17 protein-coding genes are annotated in these 20,515 nt (G+C 72.5%); 9 read left to right on the forward strand and 8 right to left on the reverse strand.

The genetic code is table 11. The features are described from left to right. Positions 1-804: 804 nt before the first annotated feature. Both ACFYOP_RS27610 and ACFYOP_RS27615 read right to left on the reverse strand, forming a co-directional pair. Positions 805-2,313, reverse strand: coding sequence for a DUF4246 domain-containing protein (locus ACFYOP_RS27610; RefSeq protein WP_356897779.1), 1,509 nt, complete (start codon positions 2,311-2,313; stop codon positions 805-807). A gap of 154 nt (positions 2,314-2,467) precedes the next feature. Further along, the gene (locus tag ACFYOP_RS27615) at positions 2,468-3,055 is read right to left on the reverse strand and encodes a TetR/AcrR family transcriptional regulator (protein ID WP_356897778.1); all 588 of its coding nucleotides are present in this window, start codon (positions 3,053-3,055) and stop codon (positions 2,468-2,470) included. A 285-nt stretch (positions 3,056-3,340) separates the two neighbouring features. On the opposite strand from ACFYOP_RS27615, the gene ACFYOP_RS27620 reads away from it, so the two are divergent. Next, a complete protein-coding gene (locus ACFYOP_RS27620) occupies positions 3,341-4,282 on the forward strand; it encodes a chlorophyllase (RefSeq protein WP_356897777.1) in 942 nt (313 codons plus the stop codon). A 242-nt stretch (positions 4,283-4,524) separates the two neighbouring features. Here ACFYOP_RS27620 and fusA read toward each other — a convergent pair whose 3' ends face one another. Continuing rightward, positions 4,525-6,624, reverse strand: a complete 2,100-nt coding sequence (fusA, locus tag ACFYOP_RS27625; RefSeq protein WP_356897776.1) for an elongation factor G — start codon at positions 6,622-6,624, stop codon at positions 4,525-4,527. Positions 6,625-7,231: 607 nt separating this feature from the next. Here fusA and ACFYOP_RS27630 point away from each other — a divergent pair. The 3 genes from ACFYOP_RS27630 (at position 7,232) to ACFYOP_RS27640 (ending at position 11,150) form a co-directional block, all read left to right on the forward strand. Next, positions 7,232-8,284 (forward strand): helix-turn-helix domain-containing protein, encoded by a 1,053-nt coding sequence (locus tag ACFYOP_RS27630; RefSeq protein ID WP_356897785.1) that lies wholly within the window; start codon positions 7,232-7,234, stop codon positions 8,282-8,284. A gap of 217 nt (positions 8,285-8,501) precedes the next feature. Beyond that, positions 8,502-10,187 (forward strand): ribonuclease J, encoded by a 1,686-nt coding sequence (locus tag ACFYOP_RS27635; RefSeq protein WP_356897775.1) that lies wholly within the window; start codon positions 8,502-8,504, stop codon positions 10,185-10,187. Between the two features lie 249 nt (positions 10,188-10,436). Further along, a complete protein-coding gene (locus ACFYOP_RS27640) occupies positions 10,437-11,150 on the forward strand; it encodes a spermidine synthase (protein ID WP_356897774.1) in 714 nt (237 codons plus the stop codon). Between the two features lie 33 nt (positions 11,151-11,183). Here ACFYOP_RS27640 and ACFYOP_RS27645 read toward each other — a convergent pair whose 3' ends face one another. Further along, complete coding sequence (locus tag ACFYOP_RS27645; protein ID WP_356897773.1) at positions 11,184-12,434, reverse strand: MFS transporter; 1,251 nt, start codon at positions 12,432-12,434, stop codon at positions 11,184-11,186. 146 nt (positions 12,435-12,580) lie between these two features. Here ACFYOP_RS27645 and ACFYOP_RS27650 point away from each other — a divergent pair, with 146 nt between their 5' ends. Then, entirely contained in the window at positions 12,581-13,264 is a 684-nt protein-coding gene (locus ACFYOP_RS27650; RefSeq protein WP_356897772.1) for a TetR family transcriptional regulator, read from the forward strand. Positions 13,265-13,328: 64 nt separating this feature from the next. On the opposite strand, the gene ACFYOP_RS27655 is transcribed toward ACFYOP_RS27650, so the two are convergent. Continuing rightward, a complete protein-coding gene (locus ACFYOP_RS27655; RefSeq protein WP_356897771.1) occupies positions 13,329-13,529 on the reverse strand; it encodes a hypothetical protein in 201 nt (66 codons plus the stop codon). 167 nt (positions 13,530-13,696) lie between these two features. On the opposite strand from ACFYOP_RS27655, the gene ACFYOP_RS27660 reads away from it, so the two are divergent. The 4 genes from ACFYOP_RS27660 (at position 13,697) to argB (ending at position 17,447) form a co-directional block, all read left to right on the forward strand. Further along, positions 13,697-14,410 carry a DUF2470 domain-containing protein gene (locus ACFYOP_RS27660; RefSeq protein ID WP_356897770.1) on the forward strand — a complete coding sequence of 238 codons (714 nt, stop codon included), beginning with the start codon at positions 13,697-13,699 and terminating at the stop codon, positions 14,408-14,410. Between the two features lie 63 nt (positions 14,411-14,473). Then, on the forward strand, positions 14,474-15,211 hold the full coding sequence (locus tag ACFYOP_RS27665; protein WP_356897769.1) for a siderophore-interacting protein: 738 nt from the start codon (positions 14,474-14,476) through the stop codon (positions 15,209-15,211). Between the two features lie 209 nt (positions 15,212-15,420). Then, positions 15,421-16,458 (forward strand): N-acetyl-gamma-glutamyl-phosphate reductase, encoded by a 1,038-nt coding sequence (gene argC, locus ACFYOP_RS27670; protein WP_356897784.1) that lies wholly within the window; start codon positions 15,421-15,423, stop codon positions 16,456-16,458. A gap of 164 nt (positions 16,459-16,622) precedes the next feature. Continuing rightward, complete coding sequence (gene argB / locus ACFYOP_RS27675) at positions 16,623-17,447, forward strand: acetylglutamate kinase (protein ID WP_388453243.1); 825 nt, start codon at positions 16,623-16,625, stop codon at positions 17,445-17,447. A gap of 90 nt (positions 17,448-17,537) precedes the next feature. Here argB and ACFYOP_RS27680 read toward each other — a convergent pair whose 3' ends face one another. The 3 genes from ACFYOP_RS27680 to ACFYOP_RS27690 form a co-directional block, all read right to left on the reverse strand. Continuing rightward, a complete protein-coding gene (locus tag ACFYOP_RS27680; protein ID WP_356897768.1) occupies positions 17,538-18,071 on the reverse strand; it encodes a GNAT family N-acetyltransferase in 534 nt (177 codons plus the stop codon). An 89-nt stretch (positions 18,072-18,160) separates the two neighbouring features. Further along, positions 18,161-18,925, reverse strand: a complete 765-nt coding sequence (locus tag ACFYOP_RS27685) for a 4'-phosphopantetheinyl transferase superfamily protein (RefSeq protein ID WP_356897767.1) — start codon at positions 18,923-18,925, stop codon at positions 18,161-18,163. After that, the gene (locus ACFYOP_RS27690; RefSeq protein ID WP_356897782.1) at positions 18,922-20,502 is read right to left on the reverse strand and encodes an amidohydrolase; all 1,581 of its coding nucleotides are present in this window, start codon (positions 20,500-20,502) and stop codon (positions 18,922-18,924) included. The genes ACFYOP_RS27685 and ACFYOP_RS27690 overlap by 4 nt, the downstream gene beginning before the upstream one ends. Between the last annotated feature and the right edge of the window lie 13 nt (positions 20,503-20,515).

Here is a 20,515-nt window from a genome sequence, read left to right on the forward strand (position 1 = left end):
ACCCCCCAGGTCATGCCTTCGACAGGGGGACACAGTCATGCCGGGCCCGGAGGCCAGCGGTCCCGTTGCAGGACCGCGAAAAACATAACGGGGGATCGGGCGTAACCAGACGCGACCATGAGCCGGTTGCCGGCGCGGGACGTGGAATGGCGCACATGGCCTGCAGGGCGGAACCGGTGAATCACACGGCATGGGCGGGGCGTCCGGGTGGATGGTGTTCGCATACGAAGCTCACTGAGAGGGCGTCGGGTCCGTTTCTGATAGCGGCCGCGTCCGGGTTGTTCGAGGCAACACCGCAAACCGACGCCGCGCAACAGCCACCGCATCGACCGGCGGCACCACGCTCATTACCGGATCCGACGCCTGCCGCGTCGCGGACGGCTGCTCCGGAGCAGGCCGATCCGCCAACTCCGCAAGCCTGGCGAGGCGGTTCGGCCTCGATATGTCATCCCCGTTGTCACTCACGCACGAAATCCTGGCACGGCCCACTTCCCGGGAGCAACGTGGAAACCCGCCGATCAGGCGCCTGTGACGCATACCTCCCGCTCGACCCTCAGTGCTTTCTCACGCCCTCAACTTCCCCCCCGGCCGCCGCGAACCAGCCGCGCGGACAAGCAAGTTCGCCGTCGGTACGCAGCGCCTCGGCCGTGTGCCCGTCCGGATGCCGACCTGCTCACGGCTGGTCTCCCGGATCAGCCGGCCTGGCTGGGCGATCGGACGACGCCATGGGGGTCCAGGGTGCTTCCACCTGCACCGGCGGCCGCGCCGGCAGCGGCCCGGGCCGGCCGGGGGGGCAGAAGGGGTTCAGTGCTCGCAGAGGGAGAATTCTCGTTCGTAGAGCTGCTCGTTGTGTTCGTCGACGAAGAACTTGCGTTCCTGCATGAGTTGTTCGCGGTAGTCCTTGGCCTGTGCGAGCGTCATGGTCGAGGTGTCGGACCAGGGTTGCTGCGGTGGCACATCGGCTGTCGACACGCTCTTTTCGGACGGGTCGACCAGGAAGAACGCGAGAATTTTGCGATGTCCCGGGCGGGTGGGGTCCGTGAGGCGGAATGAGCCGACGCGGTGCTGCAGGATGTTCGGGAACGCCAGGCAGCGGCCTTCCGGCGTGGATGCCGATCCCAGCGTCTGGTTCAGTGCGTCTTCGTCCTCCAGGCCGTAGACCTCCCGCACACCGGTGTCGTCGTTCTGTTCGTAGTGCGGGTCGTCGAGTGCCGCCCGGAAACTCAGCCGGCTTTCGGTGATGTTCTCGCTGTCCCAGTAGTAGATGCCGGTCGACACGATCCGCTCGTTCAGCATTCCCTCGACATGCCAGGAGCCGCCGGGGTACTCGGGCTTGCCCGGGGTGAGATGAATGGTGGCGAGTTTGACGATGACCTGGAGACGGCGGCCGCGCAGGTCGACCCGGGCGGATTCGTCGGGCAACTCGGGCGGGGTGAAGGCCGGAGCGTCCGGGACGAGGGGGCGGCGGTCCTCCCACCAGCCTTCCCATGCCTCTCCCCACGCGGTGCGGGCTTCTTGGTAGGCCCCATCGTCTTTGTAGGAGGATCTGTCCGGATACTCCGGCTCCGAGTCGTACCATCCGTAGGGATCGGCCTCGATCCGCAGGGGCCGCGGATGGCGCAGATCGGTGAGGACGTTCTCCAGCAACGGGCGGAAGCGCGCGAACAAGTCCGGCAGCACGGCGGCCAGTTCGCGGTGCGTCTCGGGATGGACGTTGTTGACGTACGAACGGAACGTGACGTCGCCGTCGTCACTGACGTCGACGTCCGTGGGCAGCCACTGGAATCTCTCCGAGAACTCGTACTTCGAGTAGTGGTTCGTCGGGTTCTGCCAGGCCCGCTCAGGCGCCCCGCTCACCTCCCTCACCAGGCAGAACAGTGAGGGATGAACCAGATCCAGTACCTGGCCGTCGGATCCGGGGTGCCAGTCCAGTTCCGCTTCGGGGACCTGTTCCAGAACGCGAACCGCCTCGCGCAGCCGGGTTCCGAGCTTGTCGTCGACCAGCGTGTCGGACTGCCACACCCCGTCGACGGCGGACACCTCGGCGCCGGTTCGTCCGTCCCGCAGCCCGGCGTAATGCCGGAGTTCGGCAAGCACGTAACGAACCTGGGCTTCGGTGAGGCCCTGGGCGAGCGCTTCTTGCGTCCACCTGGCGACGATGCCGGCATCGTTCATCTTGTCGAACCACCCCGGCTTCGCCCGAATATGGGCGCTGCACTCCATCATCTCGAGTTCCCGCAGCGTCCGGGGTGTCGCGAACGCTATGGAACGTGAAGCATGAAAGGGCAGCGGGAAAGCAGACGGGCCGGTCAATTCTCTTGATCCTCACAGTCGGTGTGCGGTGGCGGGCAGGATACGTCAGCACACTGACACCGCGGCCGTGGCGGCCCCTGTCATCGCCGGTCCGGGCGCCGGGGAATTCAACATCGTCGCGTGAGAGGGGCCGTCGCCCTGCCGGGCGCCGCAGTCAGGACGGCTGGCGCAGTCCCGCGACGAGGAGTGCGGCCAGTCGGCGGGGGTCGTAGCGGGAGTCGCCCTCCGCGCCGATGCAGAGGTTTCCGATGCCGCGCATGAGGTGGTAGGCGTCGATGTCGGAGCGGATCTCGCCGGACGCGGCGGCGGCGTCGAGGAGTTCGGTGCACACCGGCAGGAGGCGGTCGAGGAAGTAGGCGTGCAGCGTTTCGAAGCCGCCGCTGTGCCCCTGCATCGCGGCGGCCAGGCCGTGCTTGGTGACCAGGAAGTCGACGAAGAGGTCGACCCACCGCCCCAGGGCGGCATGAGGTGTCGGGCCGGTCGACAGCAGGGCCGGCCCGGCCTCGGCGCAGACGTCGACCTGGTGACGGTAGACGGCGATGACGAGGTCCGCCCGGGTGGGGAAGTGGCGGTAGACCGTGCCCACCCCGACGCCGGCCCTGGCCGCGATGTCGCGTACCGGCGCATCCACGCCGCTGGCGACGAAGACCGCTCCGGCCGCGTCCAGCAGGGCCTGCTGGTTGCGCCGGACGTCCTTGCGCTTGGACCCGGCCGCGCTGTCCGCGCCCTGACTGTCGCTCACCGTCGCGTTCCTTCCTTAGCCGGCCTTGCAAAGCGGAACAGCGTTCCGTATTGTCCACGGAACACTGTTCCGTTTCGCCCATGATGGCAGACCGGGACGCCGTCGACCACGCCGGTCGCTGTCGCGTTCACGCTCCACCCGGAGTGACGAGCACGAGACCGCCGGCACCCGGCGTCGGCATGACCGCGTACGAGAAACGCTCCTCGTTCCCGCCCGGCCGGATCTCCTGCGCCATAGCCCGCGGGCCCCGAACTCGAGCGACGGCTCCGAACGAAAGGCACCTCCATGTCGCACCCGAACAACTCGACCGCGCAGAACACCAAAGCGCCCGCCCCGGTGGTATCCGCGAAGCCGGTGGTCCTGGCCGCCCCGCGCGGGCGGGGCGAGGACCTCCAGGTCCGCGTGTCCGCCCCCGCGACCGGCGACGACCTGCCCGTCATCGTCTTCTCCCACGGCTTCGGCTGGTCGATGAACGGCTACGCCCCGCTGGCCGATCACTGGGCCGCCCAGGGTTTCGTGGTCGTCCAGCCCACCCACCTCGACTCCCGGACGCTCGGCGTCCCCGCCGAGGACCCCCGGACACCGCGGATCTGGCGCATCCGTATCGACGACCTCACGCGCGTGCTCGACGGACTCGGCACTCTGGAAGCCTCCGTACCGGGCCTCGCCGGGCGCCTCGACCGCGAGCGCATCGCCGTGGCCGGTCACTCCTGGGGAGCACAGACGGCCGGCGCCCTGCTGGGCGCGCGCGTCCTCGACTCCGACGGCGTTCCCGGCGAGGACCTGTCCGATCCGCGCGTCAGGGCGGGTGTGCTGCTCGCCGCGGCCGGCCTGGGTGACGACCTGGTCCCCTTCGCTGCCGAGCATTTCCCCTTCATGAGGCCGTCCTTCGACACCATGACGACGCCGGCGCTCATCGTCGCCGGGGACAACGACCGGTCCCACCTGTCCACGCGCGGACCGGACTGGTTCACCGACCCGTACACGTGCAGCCCGGGCGACAAGAGCCTGCTCACCCTGTTCGGCGCGGAGCACTCGCTCGGCGGCATCCCCGGCCACGAGGTCGCCGAGACGACCGACGAGAGCCCGGCGCGCGTCGCCCTGATCCAGCGGCTCACCACGGCCTACCTGCGCAGCGCCCTCCACCCCGGGGACACGAGCTGGAAGACGGCCGTCACCGCGCTGGAGGCGGACCCCGACCCGCTGGGGAAGCTGCGGAGCAAGTAGCCGGCTCCGGGAAGACACCGGCTACGAGGCCGAGTATTGACACGGAGCGCACGGCCCGCGACTACATCGCGTGCTGCGCGCGGGCAACAAACGATGGGCCGTCTCCGCGGCCCGGCACGTGCCTCGGGCACCGCGGCACCCTCGCCGACCGGCCCCTGCGCGTCCGTGCCCGCCGGTCGCCGCGCGGGGCCGCCGGTGCGGGGCCGTCCTCGTACGGGACGGCCCCGCACCGGTGGTGGGTGCTACGGCGTCACCCCGCCCGTCACCGACGCCGGGGTGTAGCCGGTGGGGCGGGTGCTGAAGGTGCCGCGGCCCTGGGTGCGGCTGCGCAGGCGGGAGGCGTAGCCGAAGAGTTCGGCCAGCGGCACGGTGGCCGTCAGCGTCGCCGTGCCGGACCGTACGCTCTGGCCGGTGACCCGGCCGCGGCGGGCCGCGAGGTCGCCGAGGACCGTGCCGACGGCGTCGTCCGGCACGGTGACGGTGACCTCGACGACCGGTTCCAGCAGCGCCGTCGCCGACGCGCGCAGTGCCTCGCGCAGCCCGAGCCGGCCCGCCGTGCGGAACGCCATCTCCGAGGAGTCCTTGGAGTGGGTCGCCCCGTCGGTCAGCGTCACGCGCAGCCCGGTCACCGGGTGCCCGCCGAGGGGGCCCTCGGCGAGGGCGTCCCGGCAGCCGGCCTCCACCGCGCGGACGAACTCCTGCGGCACCCGCCCACCGGTGACGGTCGACGCGAACGCGAAGCCCTCCGCCCGGTCGTCGTCCGGGTCAAGCGGCCCGACGTCGAGGACGATGTGCGCGAACTGCCCCGCGCCGCCGTCCTGTTTGACGTGCCGGTGGACGAAGCCGGACACGCCGCGGGTGACGGTCTCCCGGTACGACACCTGCGGACGGCCGACGCCGACCTCCAGCCCGTGGGCACGGCGGATCTTCTCCACCGCGACCTCCAGGTGCAGTTCGCCCATGCCCGACAGCACCGTCTGACCGGTCTCGGGATCGGTCCGTACCGCGAGGGACGGGTCCTCCTCCACCAGCCGGGCGAGCGCCGTCGCCAGCCGGTCGGTGTCGAGGCGGCTGTGTGCCTCGACCGCCACGGCGACGACCGGAGCGGCCGTGGTGGGCGGTTCGAGGAGCAGCGGCGCGGCAGGTGCGCAGAGCGTCGCGCCGGTACGGGCCGACTTGATCCCGATGACGGCGACGATGTCCCCGGCCTCGGCCCGGTCCACCTCGGCGTGCCGGTCGGCCTGGACGCGCAGGATCCTGCCGATGCGCTCCGAGCGGCGGCTTCCCGCGTCGAGCACGGCGTCCCCCTTCCGAATCGTTCCCGAGTACACGCGTACGTAGGTCAGCCGGCCCGTGGCCGTCGAGTTCACCTTGAACACCAGCCCGGCGAACGGCGCTTCCGGGTCGGCGGCCCGCTCCTGGGCCGCACCGCCTTCCGCACCGTCGTGCACGCCGCGGACCGGCGGCACGTCCAGCGGTGAGGGCAGATACGCCACGACGGCTTCGAGCAGTGGCTCGATGCCGCAGTCGCGGTAGGCCGCACCGCACAGCACCACGACGCCCTCCCCGCTGTGGGTCAGGTCGCGCAGCGCCGCCGTCAGGGTGGGCCCGGTGAGCGCGGACCGCTCGCAGAACTCCTCCAGCGCGGCGGGGTGCAGCTCGGCGACCGTCTCCTCCAGCAGGCGGCGGCGTCGTTCGGCCTCCGTGCGCAGGGCGTCGGGCACCGGGCCCTCCTCGTACGTGTCGTGACCCTTCCGCCAGATCAGGGCGCGCATCCGCACCAGGTCGACGACGCCGGTGAACTCGTCCTCCTGTCCCACGGGCAGCTGGACCACCAGCGGAATGGTGCGCAGCCGTTCCCTGATCGAGCGCACGGCCGAGTCGAGGTCCGCGCCTGCCCGGTCCAGCTTGTTGACGAACGCGATCCGCGGCACGGCGTGCCGGTCGGCCTGCCGCCACACGGCCTCGCTCTGCGGTTCGACTCCGGCGACGGCGTCGAAGACCGCGACCGCGCCGTCGAGCACCCGCAGCGAGCGCTCGACCTCGTCGGCGAAGTCGACGTGGCCGGGGGTGTCGATCAGGTTGATCCGGTGGTCGTCCCAGACGCAGCTCACCGCCGCGGCGAAGATCGTGATGCCGCGGTCGCGCTCCTGCGGGTCGAAGTCGGTGACGGTCGTGCCGTCGTGGACCTCGCCGCGCTTGTGGGTGGTGCCGGTGAGGTAGAGGATCCGTTCGGTCACGGTCGTCTTGCCGGCGTCGACATGGGCGAGGATGCCCAGGTTGCGGACGCGGGTCAACGCGCTGGTGAATGGGGCGGAACGGTGTCGCGGGTCGGTACGCACGGCCCAGGGCCTTTCAGGATGTCAGCGGAGCGGGGCAGCGCGATTCCCGGCCGAACGGCCTGATGGGGAGCCTGCGCCGGCCTCCGCGGCACGGGCGCGCGTGACGGCGCACCGGCCCCTGCGACCGGGCGGTCGTCAGGGCGGGCCTGCGGCAGGAGCGAGGGGGCAGACGGAAGGAGCTCAGGCGTTCGTCGCGGGAGTCCGGTGGCGGCCGCGCAGCCGGCACCGGAAGGACGAGGACACCAGGATCACGTCGTGGCGTGACCGGGGAGCGGCGGCAGCGGTGCTGGTACGCATGGCCGTGCTCCCCTCCGTGATCGATGTGCGCCGCGGTGCCGTTCGTTTGCACCGCGCGAGGTGAGTCTAGGGAGCGGGGCCGGGCCGAGGACACCGGTTTTCACGGGAGTTGGCGGCGGGCCCCCGGCGCGGCCCCGGGGCCGTACCGTACGAGGCCGGGGTGGCGCGGCGCGGCCCGTACCGCTCACCACCTGCGACGCTCCCCTCCCCCGTCTGCCACCCTGGTGGGATCGCGTCGCGTCACAAGGGCGTCAGGGGCGCGTCGAGAAGACGGCATCACGAAGAATGCATGACGAACCGGGGGGGCACGGTGGCAAGGCGGACGATTCCCGAGGAGTACCTGGCGGGGTACACGGAGATCCTGACCGAGGTCGCCGCGACGGGGCGGCGGCTCACCCGCGACGAGTTGCAGTCCCGGCGGGCGCTCGGCGAGCAGGCCGCGGAGGCCGGCCTGGGGCTGCGGGCGCTGGTCGGGCAGCATCTGGCCGCCACCCGGGCGGCCTGGCCGGGCTCCGCCGCGGACAGCGTGCTCGGGGCGGTGGAGCAGGCGGTCGACGCGTTCGCCGAGGGGTACGAGCGGGCCCAGCGGCTGGCGGTGCGTCAGGAGGAGGCGGCCCGCCGGGAGTTCATCGACGACCTGCTCTACGGCGGCAGCGACCTGGGCCGTCTCGCCGAGCGTGCGGAGCGCTTCGGGCTGCGGCTCTCCCACGCCCACGCCGTCGCGGTGGCGGGCAACCTCGCCTCGTACGAGGAGACCGGCTCGGTGCTGCGGAAGGTGGAGCAGGCGGTGTACGCCCGTTTCGGTGACCGCCGCATCCTGCTGACCACCAAGGACGGCCGGCTCGTGTGCATCGCCCCCGGTGACGACACCGACATCCTCACGTTCTTCGCCAAGCACGCCCACGCCGCCACCGACGGCGGCCAGGTCGCCATCGGGCGCCCCCACCCGGGCCCCGGAGGGGTGGTCCACTCCTACGAGGAGGCGCTCAACGCGCTTGACCTGGCGCGACGGATGCATCTCGAGGACCCCGTGCTGCGCGCCGGGGACCTGCTGGTCTATCCGGTGCTCACCCGTGACCGGGCCGCGATGGCCGACCTCGTCCACAACGTCCTCGGACCGCTCAAGACCACCCGCGGCGGTCCCGGTCCGCTGCTCGACACCCTCACGGCGTATTTCGACTCCGGCTGCGTCTCGGCGGAGGCGGCCCGGCGGCTGAATCTCAGCGTCCGGGCGTTGACGTACCGGCTCGCGCGGATCCACCAGGTCACGGGCTCCAATCCCACCGACCCGGTGCACCGCTACACCCTCCAGACGGCGGTGATCGGGGCCCGGCTGCTGGACTGGCCGTCGTCGGACGCGTGACACGGCCGGCATCGGACGCGTGACGCCGCCGTCGCCGGACGTGACGCGCAGTGGTCGGACTCGTGACGCCGCCGTCGCCGGACGTGACGCGCAGTGGCCGAACTCGTGACGCCGCGTGGCCGGATGTGTACGGTGACGGCCCCCGCGTCCGCACGGCCGGGGAACCACTGGATTGCGCCGTGGATCACCTGCGGCTTCTCTCGGGTAGCGTCGGCGTATGAGTCATCCACATCCCGAATTGAAAGCCGCCCCTCCGCTGCCCGCCGGAGGACTGAGGGTCGTCGCCCTGGGAGGTCTGGGCGAGATCGGCCGCAACATGACGGTGTTCGAGCACGCGGGCAAGCTGCTGATCGTCGACTGCGGTGTGCTGTTCCCCGAGGAGACACAGCCCGGGGTGGACGTGATCCTCCCCGACTTCACCTCGATCAGGGACCGCCTCGACGACATCGTGGCCGTCGTCCTGACCCACGGCCACGAGGACCACATCGGCGGCGTGCCGTATCTGCTGCGTGAGCGCAGGGACATTCCCGTCGTCGGCTCCAAGCTGACCCTGGCCTTCCTGGAGGCCAAGCTCAAGGAACACAACATCAAGCCCCGGACGGTACGGGTCCGCGAGGGCGACCGGCGGACGTTCGGCCCCTTCGACTGCGAGTTCGTCGCCGTCAACCACTCCATCCCCGACGGGCTCGCGGTCGCCATCCGCACGGGCGCCGGCATGGTGCTGCACACCGGCGACTTCAAGATGGACCAGTTCCCGCTGGACGACCGGATCACCGACCTGCGGGCCTTCGCCCGGCTCGGCGAGGAGGGTGTGGACCTGTTCCTCACCGACTCCACCAACGCCGAGGTCCCCGGCTTCACGACCTCCGAGCGCGAGCTGAACCCCGCGATCGAGCAGGTCCTGCGCACCTCCCCGAAGCGGGTCATCGTCTCCAGCTTCGCCAGCCATGTGCACCGCATCCAGCAGGTGCTGGACGCCGCGCACCAACACGGGCGCAAGGTGGCCTTCGTGGGCCGCTCGATGGTCCGGAACATGGGCATCGCCCGCGAGCTGGGCTATCTGAACGTTCCCTCCGGCCTCGTCGTCGGGATGAAGGAACTGGAGAAGCTGCCGGAGCACAAGATCACGCTGGTGTGCACCGGCTCGCAGGGCGAGCCGATGGCCGCGCTCTCCCGGATGGCCAACCGCGACCACGTCATCCGCATCGGCAAGGGCGACACGGTGCTGCTGGCCAGCTCCCTGATCCCGGGCAACGAGAGCGCGATCTACCGGGTGATCAACGGCCTGACCCGCTGGGGCGCGAACGTCGTCCACAAGGGCAACGCCAAGGTGCACGTCTCCGGCCACGCCAGCGCCGGCGAGCTGGTCTACTGCTACAACATCGTCAAGCCCCGCAACGTCATGCCGGTGCACGGCGAGTGGAAGCACCTGCGCGCCAACGCCGACCTGGCCATCCGCACCGGCGTGGACCCGGACCGCGTGGTGATCGCCGAGGACGGCGTCGTCGTCGACCTCGTCGACGGGCGCGCCTCGATCACCGGCAAGGTGCCCGCGGGCAACGTCTACGTGGACGGCATGACCGTCGGCGGCGCGACCGAGGCGTCCCTGAAGGACCGCGTCACCCTCGCCGAGGAGGGTGTGGTGACGGTCGTCGCGATCGTGGACGCCGACACGGGGGCGCTCGCGGAGACGCCCGACTTCCTGGCCCGTGGTTTCGTCCACGACGACTCCACCTTCGAGCCGGTCATCCCGGTGATCGAGAAGACCCTGGCCAAGGCCGCGGAGGAAGGCGTCGGCGACGCGCACCAGCTCGAACAGCTGATCGCCCGCGCGGTCGCCAACTGGGCGTTCCGCACCTACCGCCGCAAGCCCCTGATCATCCCCGTCATCATCGACGCCTGACCAGGGCCGGCACGGCCGGGCGGGGACGTCGGTGACGCCCCGGCCCCTCCGGCCGTTGCCCCGGGTCTCCCCCGCTCCGCCTCTTCCCGTAACCGGGGCTCCGCCCCACCCCCATGGGGCCGCGCCCCGGTCGGCGCCGCCGCTGCTCTGCGGCGGCCCGTGTCGGCCCGTGTCACGTGCGGGCATGACCCCGGTTCGGGCGGCGCGGAACGTCACGTACGGCAGCTGTGAACAAGGAACGGAGCAGGAATGAGCGCGCGTTTCGCCGAGCTCGACTGGAAGCCGACGCCGATGGGCGACATCTGTCTGCGGCGTCGACGTGACCCGGGGTCGGGTGAGGACGTGTACGAGGTGAAACTCGGCGACGAGTACCTCATGTCCAGCCTCTTCACGGCGGGCGAGATCGCTCTCGCCCGCCTCGGCCTCGCCGCTCTGCCGGACACCGAACTGGACGTGGCCGTCGGCGGTCTCGGCCTCGGATACACCGCACGGGCCACCCTCGACGACCCCCGGGTGCGCTCGCTGATCGTGGTCGACACGCTCGCGGAGGTCATCGACTGGCACGAGCGGGGGCTCGTACCGCTGGGCCCCGGCCTGGTGTCCGACCCGCGCTGCCGGCTCGTCCACGGCGACTTCTTCGCCGGCGTCGCCGAGGGCGGCGCCCTCGACCCGCAGGACCCGGACCGCCTCTTCCACGCGATCCTGCTCGACATCGACCACTCGCCCCGCCAGGTCCTGCACCCCCGTCACGAGGCGCTCTACCGGCCTGCCGGGATGCGCGCCCTCGCCGAGCGACTGCGGCCGGGCGGCGTCTTCGCCCTGTGGTCCAACGACCCGCCCGAGGACGGCTTCAGCGCCGTGCTGGCGGAGACGTTCGCCGAGTCGGAGGCCCATGTCGTCCACTTCGACAACCCGCTGCAGGCCGGCACGGCCACCAACACGGTCTACGTCGCCCGTAAGTGACCTGCGGAGTCCTGGCCGCGGTGACCGGCAGCGTCAGTCGCGCTGCCCGACGCTCTCCCCCGCCCGGCGGTCGTCGGCCGCCCGGGTAGGTTCGGGCAGGCGGAAGAGGGCGACGAGAATGCCCGCGGTCCCGGCCGCCGCGACCAGTGCCCCGGTGGTGACCGAGGTCGCGTCGATCAGCGGCCCGAACACCAGCGGCGAGGCGAACTGGCCGCCGAACAGCGCGGTGGCCTGCAACGAGGTCGCCGTGCCACGCTGCTCGTCCGGGGCCGCGTGGTCGACCAGCACGGTGAGCGTGGGCATGGTGATGCCACTGCCGACGCCGGTCAGCAGCGGTACGAGCAGCAGGAGCGCCGCGTGGTCGGCGACGGCGAACACCAGCAGCGCCGCCGTCCACGACGCGGCCGCGATCCGCAGCAGCGGGGCGTATCCGAAGCGGGTGGTCAGCCTGGCGTAGGTGAGACCGACGAGGCCGGCCGCGCCGGACGCCAGCACCGTGCCGTACACGGCGACGACCAGGGTGTCGTGGATGCCGAGTTGGTCCAGGCGGCGGGGCAGCGAGACGGCCAGCACCATCATCAGTCCGGTGGTCGCCACCCACAGTCCGCACAGGGCCAGCACCAGCGGATGCTCGCGCAGCAGCCGCAGCGCACCGCCACGAGACCGGCCGGACCTGCCCTCGCTCCCGCCGGCCCCTGTACGCGGCATGGTCACCAGGGCGGCGATGCCCAGCGGCAGACCGACGAGGTAGATCGCGAACGGCGCGTGCCAGGAGTGGTTTCCGAGCGCCCCGGCCGCGAGCGGGTAGACGAAGCCGCCGGCCGTGGTGGCCGTCGTCCGCCAACCCATCACCTGGTCGCGCGTTTCTCCCCGGTACAGGCCCAGCAACGCGGCGGTCGAGCAGGTGAACACGGCCGCCGTTCCCACGCCCAGGAGCAGCCGGGACGCGAACAGCACGGGATAGGAATCGACGACCAGGCCGGCGCCCCCACCGGTCCCGTACACCGCGAGCCCCGCCGCGAGCGGCACACGCACACCGAAGCGGTCCGTGAGGCGGCCGACCAGCGGGCTGACCACGGCGATGGCCAGGCTGTGCGAGGTCAGCACCAGCCCCGCCGCCGTCGACCCCACATCCAGCGCCTGCCGGATCACCTCGATCACCGGCGCGATCGTGGCACCGCCCATCACCCCCAGCGTGGAGGCGAGCAGCAGCACCGACAACGCGCCCCTGCGTCCGGGGCGACCACCCGCTGTGGTGGGCGGTGTTGCCGCACGGGAGTTCACGGCGGTTCTCCTCACAGCCGGGCCGTGCGGGCAGGCCGGGGCCGACCCGCACGACAGAGAAACGAGACTCAGTCTCAGAATGACATGAGTGCCAAGATGGCTCCAGTACCATTCGACCCTGAATCCATGTTCGGTACGCTGGTGTTGTGACCTCCGACCCGACCGCGCCTCACGACAGCGGCCTGCCGCTGCGCGAACGCAAGAAGCAGCGCACCCGGCGTGCGCTCGCCGACGCCGCACTGGATCTCTTCAGCGAGCGCGGGTTCGACCGCGTCACGCTCGAGGAACTCACCGCCCACGCGGAGATCGGCCGCAGCACGTTCTTCCGGTACTACGGCACCAAGGAAGACGTCGCCATGGCCGCGGAGGGCGACCTCTGGGACGCGTACACCGACCGCTTCGCCCGGCACGACGCCCCCGGGCGGGCGCTCGACGCCCTGCGGACCTCACTGACCGAAGCGATCCTGTCCATGCCCGACGACTGGGACCACCGCTTCCTGCGCACACGCCGCCTCGCCGCCGGCACACCCGTCCTGCGCGACCACAGCATCGTGTCCTCCATGAAGGCGCAGCAGCACCTGGTCGGACTCCTCGAAGAACGGCTCGGCATCGACGGCCGCGACGACGTCCGCCTGCGCCTGCTCGGCGAGTTCGCCCTCAGCGCCTGGCGCTGCGGCGCCCGCAACTGGGTCGCCGGCCGCGCTCCCGGCGGCGACAGGCACCGCGGCCACGGCGGAACGAAGGCCCTCGCCCGCCGGGTCGAGGAGGCGTTCGACGCCATCCCCGCTGCCCTGGCCCTCGACCTGCCGGGCGGCCAGGGCAGCGACTGAGCGTTCAAGGACCGGTCCGGTCGTCCGGTGACCGCGCACTCGGCCCAGACCGTCCTGCCGGGCCTCACCGGGCCGTCGACGCCCCGCCGGACGGCGAGCGCGTCGACCAGTACCAGGCCGCGACCGCGATCCCCTCCGATGCGGGCACGGCCAGGACCGGCCGGGCGGGACGGGTGTCGGACACCTCGATCCGGACGACGCCGCGTGCGGGCTCCTCGGCAAGGAACAGGGCGAAGTCCCGGCCGGGTACCCGGGCATGGAGCACCGCGTTGGCGGCGAGTCCGGCGACGACCGGCGCGACCGTCCCGTACGCCGCCGTGCCGGACAGTGACTCCCGCTGCGGCGTAGGTTAGGTTAGCCTTACCTCAACCGAGGGGGCGGGACTGATCTCCACCCCCTGACCGGAGTCGCCACGTCCCGCGAGGAGTCGCCTTGAGTGCCGCAGCAGACATCGCCCCGCCCGAGCAGACCCCGGCGGAGCACGTGCGCTCCGTACTGGCCCGGGCGTTGTCACTGTCGCTGACCACGGAGGGGCAGGCGTACGACCTGATCGGTATGCACTCCGTGGGCGGCAAGGGGCGGATCACGCTGCACCCCGGCGAAGACAGCCCGTTGGCCGCTCGGGCCGCCGTCGCCCCGCGGGGCAGCCTCGCCGCCCTGCTGGAGTTCACCGACATCGCGCCCACGGCGCTGCGCGACCGCGTGCGGGCCAGGGTGACGATCTCCGGCTGGCTCGCCCCGTTGGGCGACGACGCGCTCCGGCTCGATCCGGCGCGCGTCACGTTGCGGACCGCGGCGGGGAGTCAGGGCGTCGGGCTCGACGAGTTCGCCCTCGCCGAGCCCGATCCGCTCGCCGGCGAGGAGGCCGCGATGCTGACGCATCTCGCCCACTCGCACGAGGACATGGTGGCGGACCTCGTCGCCCGCGCCGGGTCGCGGCTGCCGCACGGCGTGGTGCGGGCCCTGCCGCTGGCCGTGGACCGGTACGGCATCGCCCTGCGCTGCGAGTACCGCGAAGGGCACTGCGATCTGCGTCTGTTGTTCCCGGCCACGGCCCGGGACGCCGCCGAGGCCGGGGAGCAGGTCCGGCAGCTCCTCACCGCGCCGCGCTGCGCCCACCACCGGCACCCGTTCGCCCGCCCCTGACCCGGCGTCGCGAACGGCACCGAACCGAATCGACGCGTCTCCAACGCGGCCAGGGGGCAGATCATGGGACACGGCTGGCAGGGCGTCGCCCTGAAACTCTTGCGGGGCAGGGACTTCACTTTCACCGTGCGCTCGAACGAACGCGTCTCTGAGCATCTGCACCGGCTGACGTTCACCGACGGCGGGATGCTGAGCGTCACCGGCACGCACCCCACGATGTGGGTGCGTCTCTGGTTCGACGACGACGGACGTCCGCACCAGCGGGCCTACACGCTCGTGGACCCGGACCCCGCCACCGGCACCTTCGGCATGGAGTTCGTCCTGCATCCGGGCCGGGCGAGCGACTGGGCGCGCGCCGCGCGGCCCGGCGACAGGATCGACGCCACCGTCCAGGGCACCGGGTTCACCGTGCCGGACCCCCCGCCGTCGCGGCTGCTCGTGGTCGGCGATCCGGCATCGCGGCCCGCCATCAACTCCCTGCTCGCGTCGATGCCGTTGACCCCGGCCACCATCTGGTTCGAGACCTCGGACCGGACGGCCCCCACGGACCCCTCGGACCCGGACGGCATCGCCGACCAGGGCACCCCCGGCCGCCAGGTCGTCCGCGTCCCCCGGCGCGACGGCGGAGCCGCCCTGGTCGAGACCGTGCGGTCGAGCCTGCCGGAGCAGCTGGACGCCGGCTCCTACGTGTGGATCGCCTGCGACACCGCGACGACCCGCACCCTCGCCGCCTTCGCACGCAAGCAACTCGGCGTGCCCAAGGAGCGGTTGCACGCGCTCGGCTACTGGCGGGACGCCTGATCCGAGCCACCAGGCGCGCGTTTAGGTTAGGCTACCCTAAACGCGCGGGCCGTGGCCGGGAGCCGCCTCGCGGCCTCCTGATCGACAGGACGCCGCCAGACGTTCGCCGGGACGCGTGCCCCAGTCCCCGTGGCGGCAACCCTGCGACGCCCACGCTGTGACATGCGCGCACGTACCGAGAGAGCATGGACCGAGAGAGACGGAAGAACATGACCGTAAGGGTCGCGGTGGCCGGTGCCAGCGGCTACGCGGGCGGGGAACTCCTCCGCCTGCTGCTGTCGCATCCCGGCGTGGAGATCGGCGCGCTGACCGCGCACAGCAGCGCCGGCCGGTCGCTCGCTTCCGTACAGCCGCAGCTCGCCGCGCTCGCGGACCGGGTCCTCGAAAAGACCTCGGCGGCGGTACTGCGCGGCCACGACGTCGTCTTCCTGGCCCTGCCGCACGGGCAGTCGGCCCCGCTGGCAAAGGAGTTGGACCCCGGCACGCTGATCGTGGACTGCGGCGCGGACTTCCGGCTGCGCGACCCGGCGGCCTGGGAGCGCTTCTACGGCTCCGCCCACGCCGGGACCTGGCCGTACGGTCTCCCCGAACTGCCCGGCGCGCGACAGGAGTTGCGAGGCGCCTCCCGGATCGCCGTGCCCGGCTGCTACCCCACCGCCGTCACGCTCGCGCTGTTCCCCGCCTACGCGGCCCGGCTGGTCGAGCCGGAGGCCGTGATCGTCGCGGCCAGCGGTGCGTCGGGCGCCGGGCGGGCGCTCAAACCGCAGTTGCTCGGCGCCGAGGTGATGGGCGCCATGAGCCCGTACGGGGTCGGGGGCGGCCACCGGCACACACCCGAGCTGACGCAGAACCTGTCCCGCGTGGCGGGCGAGCCCGTCACGGTCTCCTTCACCCCCACCCTGGCGCCCATGCCCCGGGGCATCCTCGCCACCTGTTCCGCCCGCCTCCGCCCGGACGCGGTGCCGGGCGGCGAGGACGAGGTGCGCGCGGTGTACGAATCCGCCTACGCCGACGAGCCGTTCGTACGGATGCTGCCGCCCGGACAGTGGCCCTCGACGGCCGCCGTGCTCGGCTCCAACACCGCCCAGGTGCAGATCGCCGTGGACCCGGACGCCGGCCGGCTGATCTGCGTGAGCGCCGTCGACAACCTGACGAAGGGCACCGCGGGCGGCGCGGTGCAGAGCATGAACGTCGCCCTCGGCCTGCCCGAACACCTGGGCCTGCCCGTGAACGGAGTGGCCCCGTGAGCGTGACCGCTGCCCGTGGATCGCCGGCGAGCGGTGCAGCCGCCGACGCCGATGCGGCCGATGGGACCGCCGACTGCCTGACGGACACCCTGACGGCCGGCGGCCTGCCGTGGCTGGAGGAGCTCCAGGGCCGGATCGTCGTCGTCAAGTTCGGCGGCAACGCCATGGTGGACCCCGACCTCCACCGGACGTTCGCCCAGGACGTCGTGGAGCTGTGGCACGCGGGCCTGCGCCCGGTCGTCGTGCACGGCGGCGGACCGCAGATCAGCGCCATGCTCGACCGCCTCGACCTGGAGGTCCGCTTCGAGGCGGGCCTGCGGGTGACCACGCCGGAGACCATGGATGTGGTCCGCATGGTGCTGACCGGCCGGGTCCAGCGCGAACTCGTCGGCGCGCTCAACGCGCACGGCCCCTTCGCGGTGGGCATGTCCGGAGAGGACGCGCACACCATGACCGCCGTACGGCGCCCCGCGTGGGTGGACGGCCGGGCGGTGGACATCGGTCTCGTCGGCGAGGTCGTGGCCGTGGACCCCGCAACCGTGCGCACCCTCCTGGAGGAGGGCCGCATCCCCGTGATCTCGCCCGTCGCACGCGGCGCGGACGGCGAGGTCTACAACGTCAACGCCGATCTCGCGGCGTCCGCCCTGGCCGTGGCCCTCGGGGCGGAACGGCTGGTGGTACTGACCGACGTCGAGGGGCTGTACGCGGACTGGCCGCGCAGCACCGAGGTGATCGACCGCCTGACGGCCGGTCAACTGGCCGCCCTGCTGCCGGGGCTGGCGAGCGGCATGCTCCCGAAGATGGAGGGCTGTCTGCGGGCCGTACGGGCCGGAGTCCGCAGGGCGAGGGTCATCGACGGCCGGGTGCCGCACGCGCTGGTGCGCGGCGTCTTCGCCGAGGACGGCCCGGGGACGACGGTGATTCCGGACCCGAAGCCGAAGGACCCGAAGCCGGAGGACCCGGGGTCGGCGGACGAAGGCGGCGCGTGACCGGTGCCGTAAGCGGCCGTTCCGCGAGTTCCACCAGGGCGGGCCCGGAGGCCGTATCGGCTCCCGGGCCCGCCCTTCACATCACTCGGCTCACAGCGCGCGGGCCAGCACACGCGCGTTGCGGCGCGGGTCCAGGGACTGCGCCCAGGCCACGGGGGCCAGGCTCGGGCAGGCCGGTGCGAAGCCCTGCCGGAGGAAGAGGTGGCCGCTGCCGGTCGTCGCCGTGAACACAGTCCGCAGCGACTGGTTCCGCGCCCTCGCCAGCGCGGAGTGCAGCAGGCGGACGCCCATGCCGCAGCCCTGCCGGTGCCCGGCGACGCAGAAGTTGTAGAGGACGCCGGTGACGGGCGGGCCGGCGGACGGCTCCGCGGGGTGGACGCTCAGTCCGAGGCACCCTTCGAGGGTGCCGTCGGGGGCCTCGGCGACGAGGAAGTCCGGTGCCTGGGAGGCGTATTGGTCCCGTGGGCGCTCACGGAGCGCTCCGGAGCGTACGAACGGCAGGGAGAGGACGACCAGCGCGTCGGCGTCGACGGGCCGGGCGGGCCGGACGGAGAACGGGGGGAAGCCGGTCGGGGGGAGCGCGCGGTGCGGCGGGGCGGCGGGGCGCGGCGTGGCCGTGATCAAGGCATTCCTTCCTCGGTTCCACCGTGCGGGAAGGGCGGTTGGATCGCCGCGTGACCCCGATGGAACGCTCAGAGCAAGGTTAGCCTTACCTAAGTAGATCTCCAAGTCGCCTGATCACGGCCGCGCTCCGTGCGGAGCGCACAGGCCGCCGCGTACCCCGGAAGCGTCTGCACGTCGGTGACCGACCAGCCGGGTACGGCCGCCGGGGCGTCCCCCGTACCCACGTAGGTGACCGACGGGTTCTCGCCGAGCCCGATGCCGACGCCCTTGAGGTACGCCTCCTTCCGGGCCCAGCAGCGGCCGAAGGCGGCGGGACGGGCCGCGCGCGGCAGCGCCGCCAGCTCGGCGCGCTCGGTGGCGTGCAGCACCTGCCCCACCTCGGCCGCCACGTCCTCGCTCGGCCACTCCTCGACGTCGACGCCGACCGGCGTGTCCGCGAAGCCCAGCAGGACGGCGTCGCCGGCGTGCGACAGGGAGAAGTGGAGCGGTACGGGCACGGCGCCGGCCACCGCCGGACGGCCGTGCGGCTCGCCGCACCCGGGGCACGGCTCCCGCCCCAGCCGCACCGCCGCCGGGTCGCAGTCCAGATAGCCGCCCAGAAGTTGACGGAGCGCCACATGGGCGACCCGGTACCGGTCCCGGTCGGCGGTCCGCGCGAAACCGCGGCACCGGTCCCGCTCCCCGGCGTCGAGCAGCGTGTGCAGCGACCCGGCCCGCGCCGCGTACGCGCTCACCCGCACACTCCACAGCCGGGGGCCCTGCCCGTCCGGCCATCCCGCCGGCAGGGGGTCCGCGCCCAGGCGTGCCGGAACGGCCAATGCCCGTATGCCGAGCCCCCGGTGATCGTCGCTCACAGCTTCCCGCCCTCCGTCGCCTCGCGTCCGTCCACGAACGTCGCCAGGACCTCGATGTCCCCGATGCGGGACGGGTCGACGTTACGCGGATCGTCGCCCAGCACGACGAGGTCGGCGCGCCTGCCCGGGCCGAGGCTCCCTGCGGTGTCGTCCCACCGGCAGGCGTACGCGCCGCCGACCGTGTAGGCGCGCAGCGCCTCTTCGACGGTGATCGACTCGTCGGGGCCGATCAGCGCGCCCGAGACGGAGGCCCGCTCGACCATGAACTGGACGGCCCGCAGCGGCGATCCGTCGGCGACGGGCCGGTCGGAGCTGCCGACGAGCGTGACCCCGTGGTCGAGGAGGCCCCGGCCCCGGTACATCCACGGCGCCCGGCGCGGGCCCATGATCGTCGCGTAGTCGTCGCCGAAGCAGCGCAGGAAGCTGGGCTGGACCACGGCGCTGAGCCGAAGCCGCGCGAGGCGCGAGAGCTGGTCGGGCCGGATCAGCCCGGCGTGCTCGACACGGTGGCGCGCGTCGGGCCGGGAGCGCAGCGCCTGCGCCCGTTCCAGGGCGTCCAGCGCGAGGTCCGCGGCACGGTCGCCGATGGCGTGGACGGCGAGCTGCCAGCCGGCGAGATGGCCGTCCACGATGAGAGACGTGAGGCGCTCCGGGTCGTCCTGGAGCTCTCCGGTCCCGGTGGTGCCCTCGTACGGCTCCGTGAGGGCGGCCGTGCGCGCCATCATGCCGCCGTCGGTGTAGATCTTCAGCGCGCCGACGGACAGCCAGTCGTCGCCGAACCCGGTGCGCAGACCGAGGTCCATCGCGCGCGGTATGCCGTCGTGTCCGTGCGCGTCGAGCGGGCGCAGGACGTCGGCCCCCGGCATGAGCTGGACCCGCAGCGGCAGCCGGCCCCGGTCGCGCAGGAGTTGGTACGCGCCGAGCTCGACGGGGCTGTGCCCGAGCAGCCCGCCGCCGATGCCGGCCTCCGCGCAGGCCGTGATCCCCTCGGCGAGGCAGACCCGGCCGGCGTGTTCGATCGCGTCGGCGAGCTCCTCCTGCGCGTACGGGAGGCGCAGCCGGCGTACGGCGCCCATCGCGCTCTCCACGAGGAGGCCGTCCTGGTGGGGGACGCCGGGCGGGAGCAGGTCCAGGACGGCGCTGTTGACCACGCAGGCGTGGCCGGAGTCGTGCATCAGGAAGATCCGGCGGCCGTGGCCGACCCGGTCCAGTTCGGCAGCGGTCAGATGGCGGCCGAGGGCCCGCTGGTCGTAGCCGCCGATGTCCAGCCAGCCGCCGGGCGCACCGTTCCGGGAGGCCGCCTCCCCGACGGCGGCGAGGGCGTCCTCGGCCCGCTCGCAGCCGGCGATGCTCGGCGAGTTCGCCTTCAGCCCCGCCCACGCCAGGTGGACATGGCTGTCGATGAAGCCGGGCAGCACGGTGGCGCCCTGGAGGTCGATCACCTCGCGTGCGGGCAGGCCGGCCACGGCGTCGTCCAGGCCCACGATCCGGCCGTGCCAGATGCCCAGTTCGCGGGCGACCGGGTGGTCGGGGTCCATGGTGAGGATGCGCGCGTTGGTCAGCCTGGTGCACAGCATCATGGGCGTCCGT

It is taken from the genome of Streptomyces sp. NPDC006294, from assembly GCF_042870895.1.
Lineage (GTDB): Bacteria > Actinomycetota > Actinomycetes > Streptomycetales > Streptomycetaceae > Streptomyces.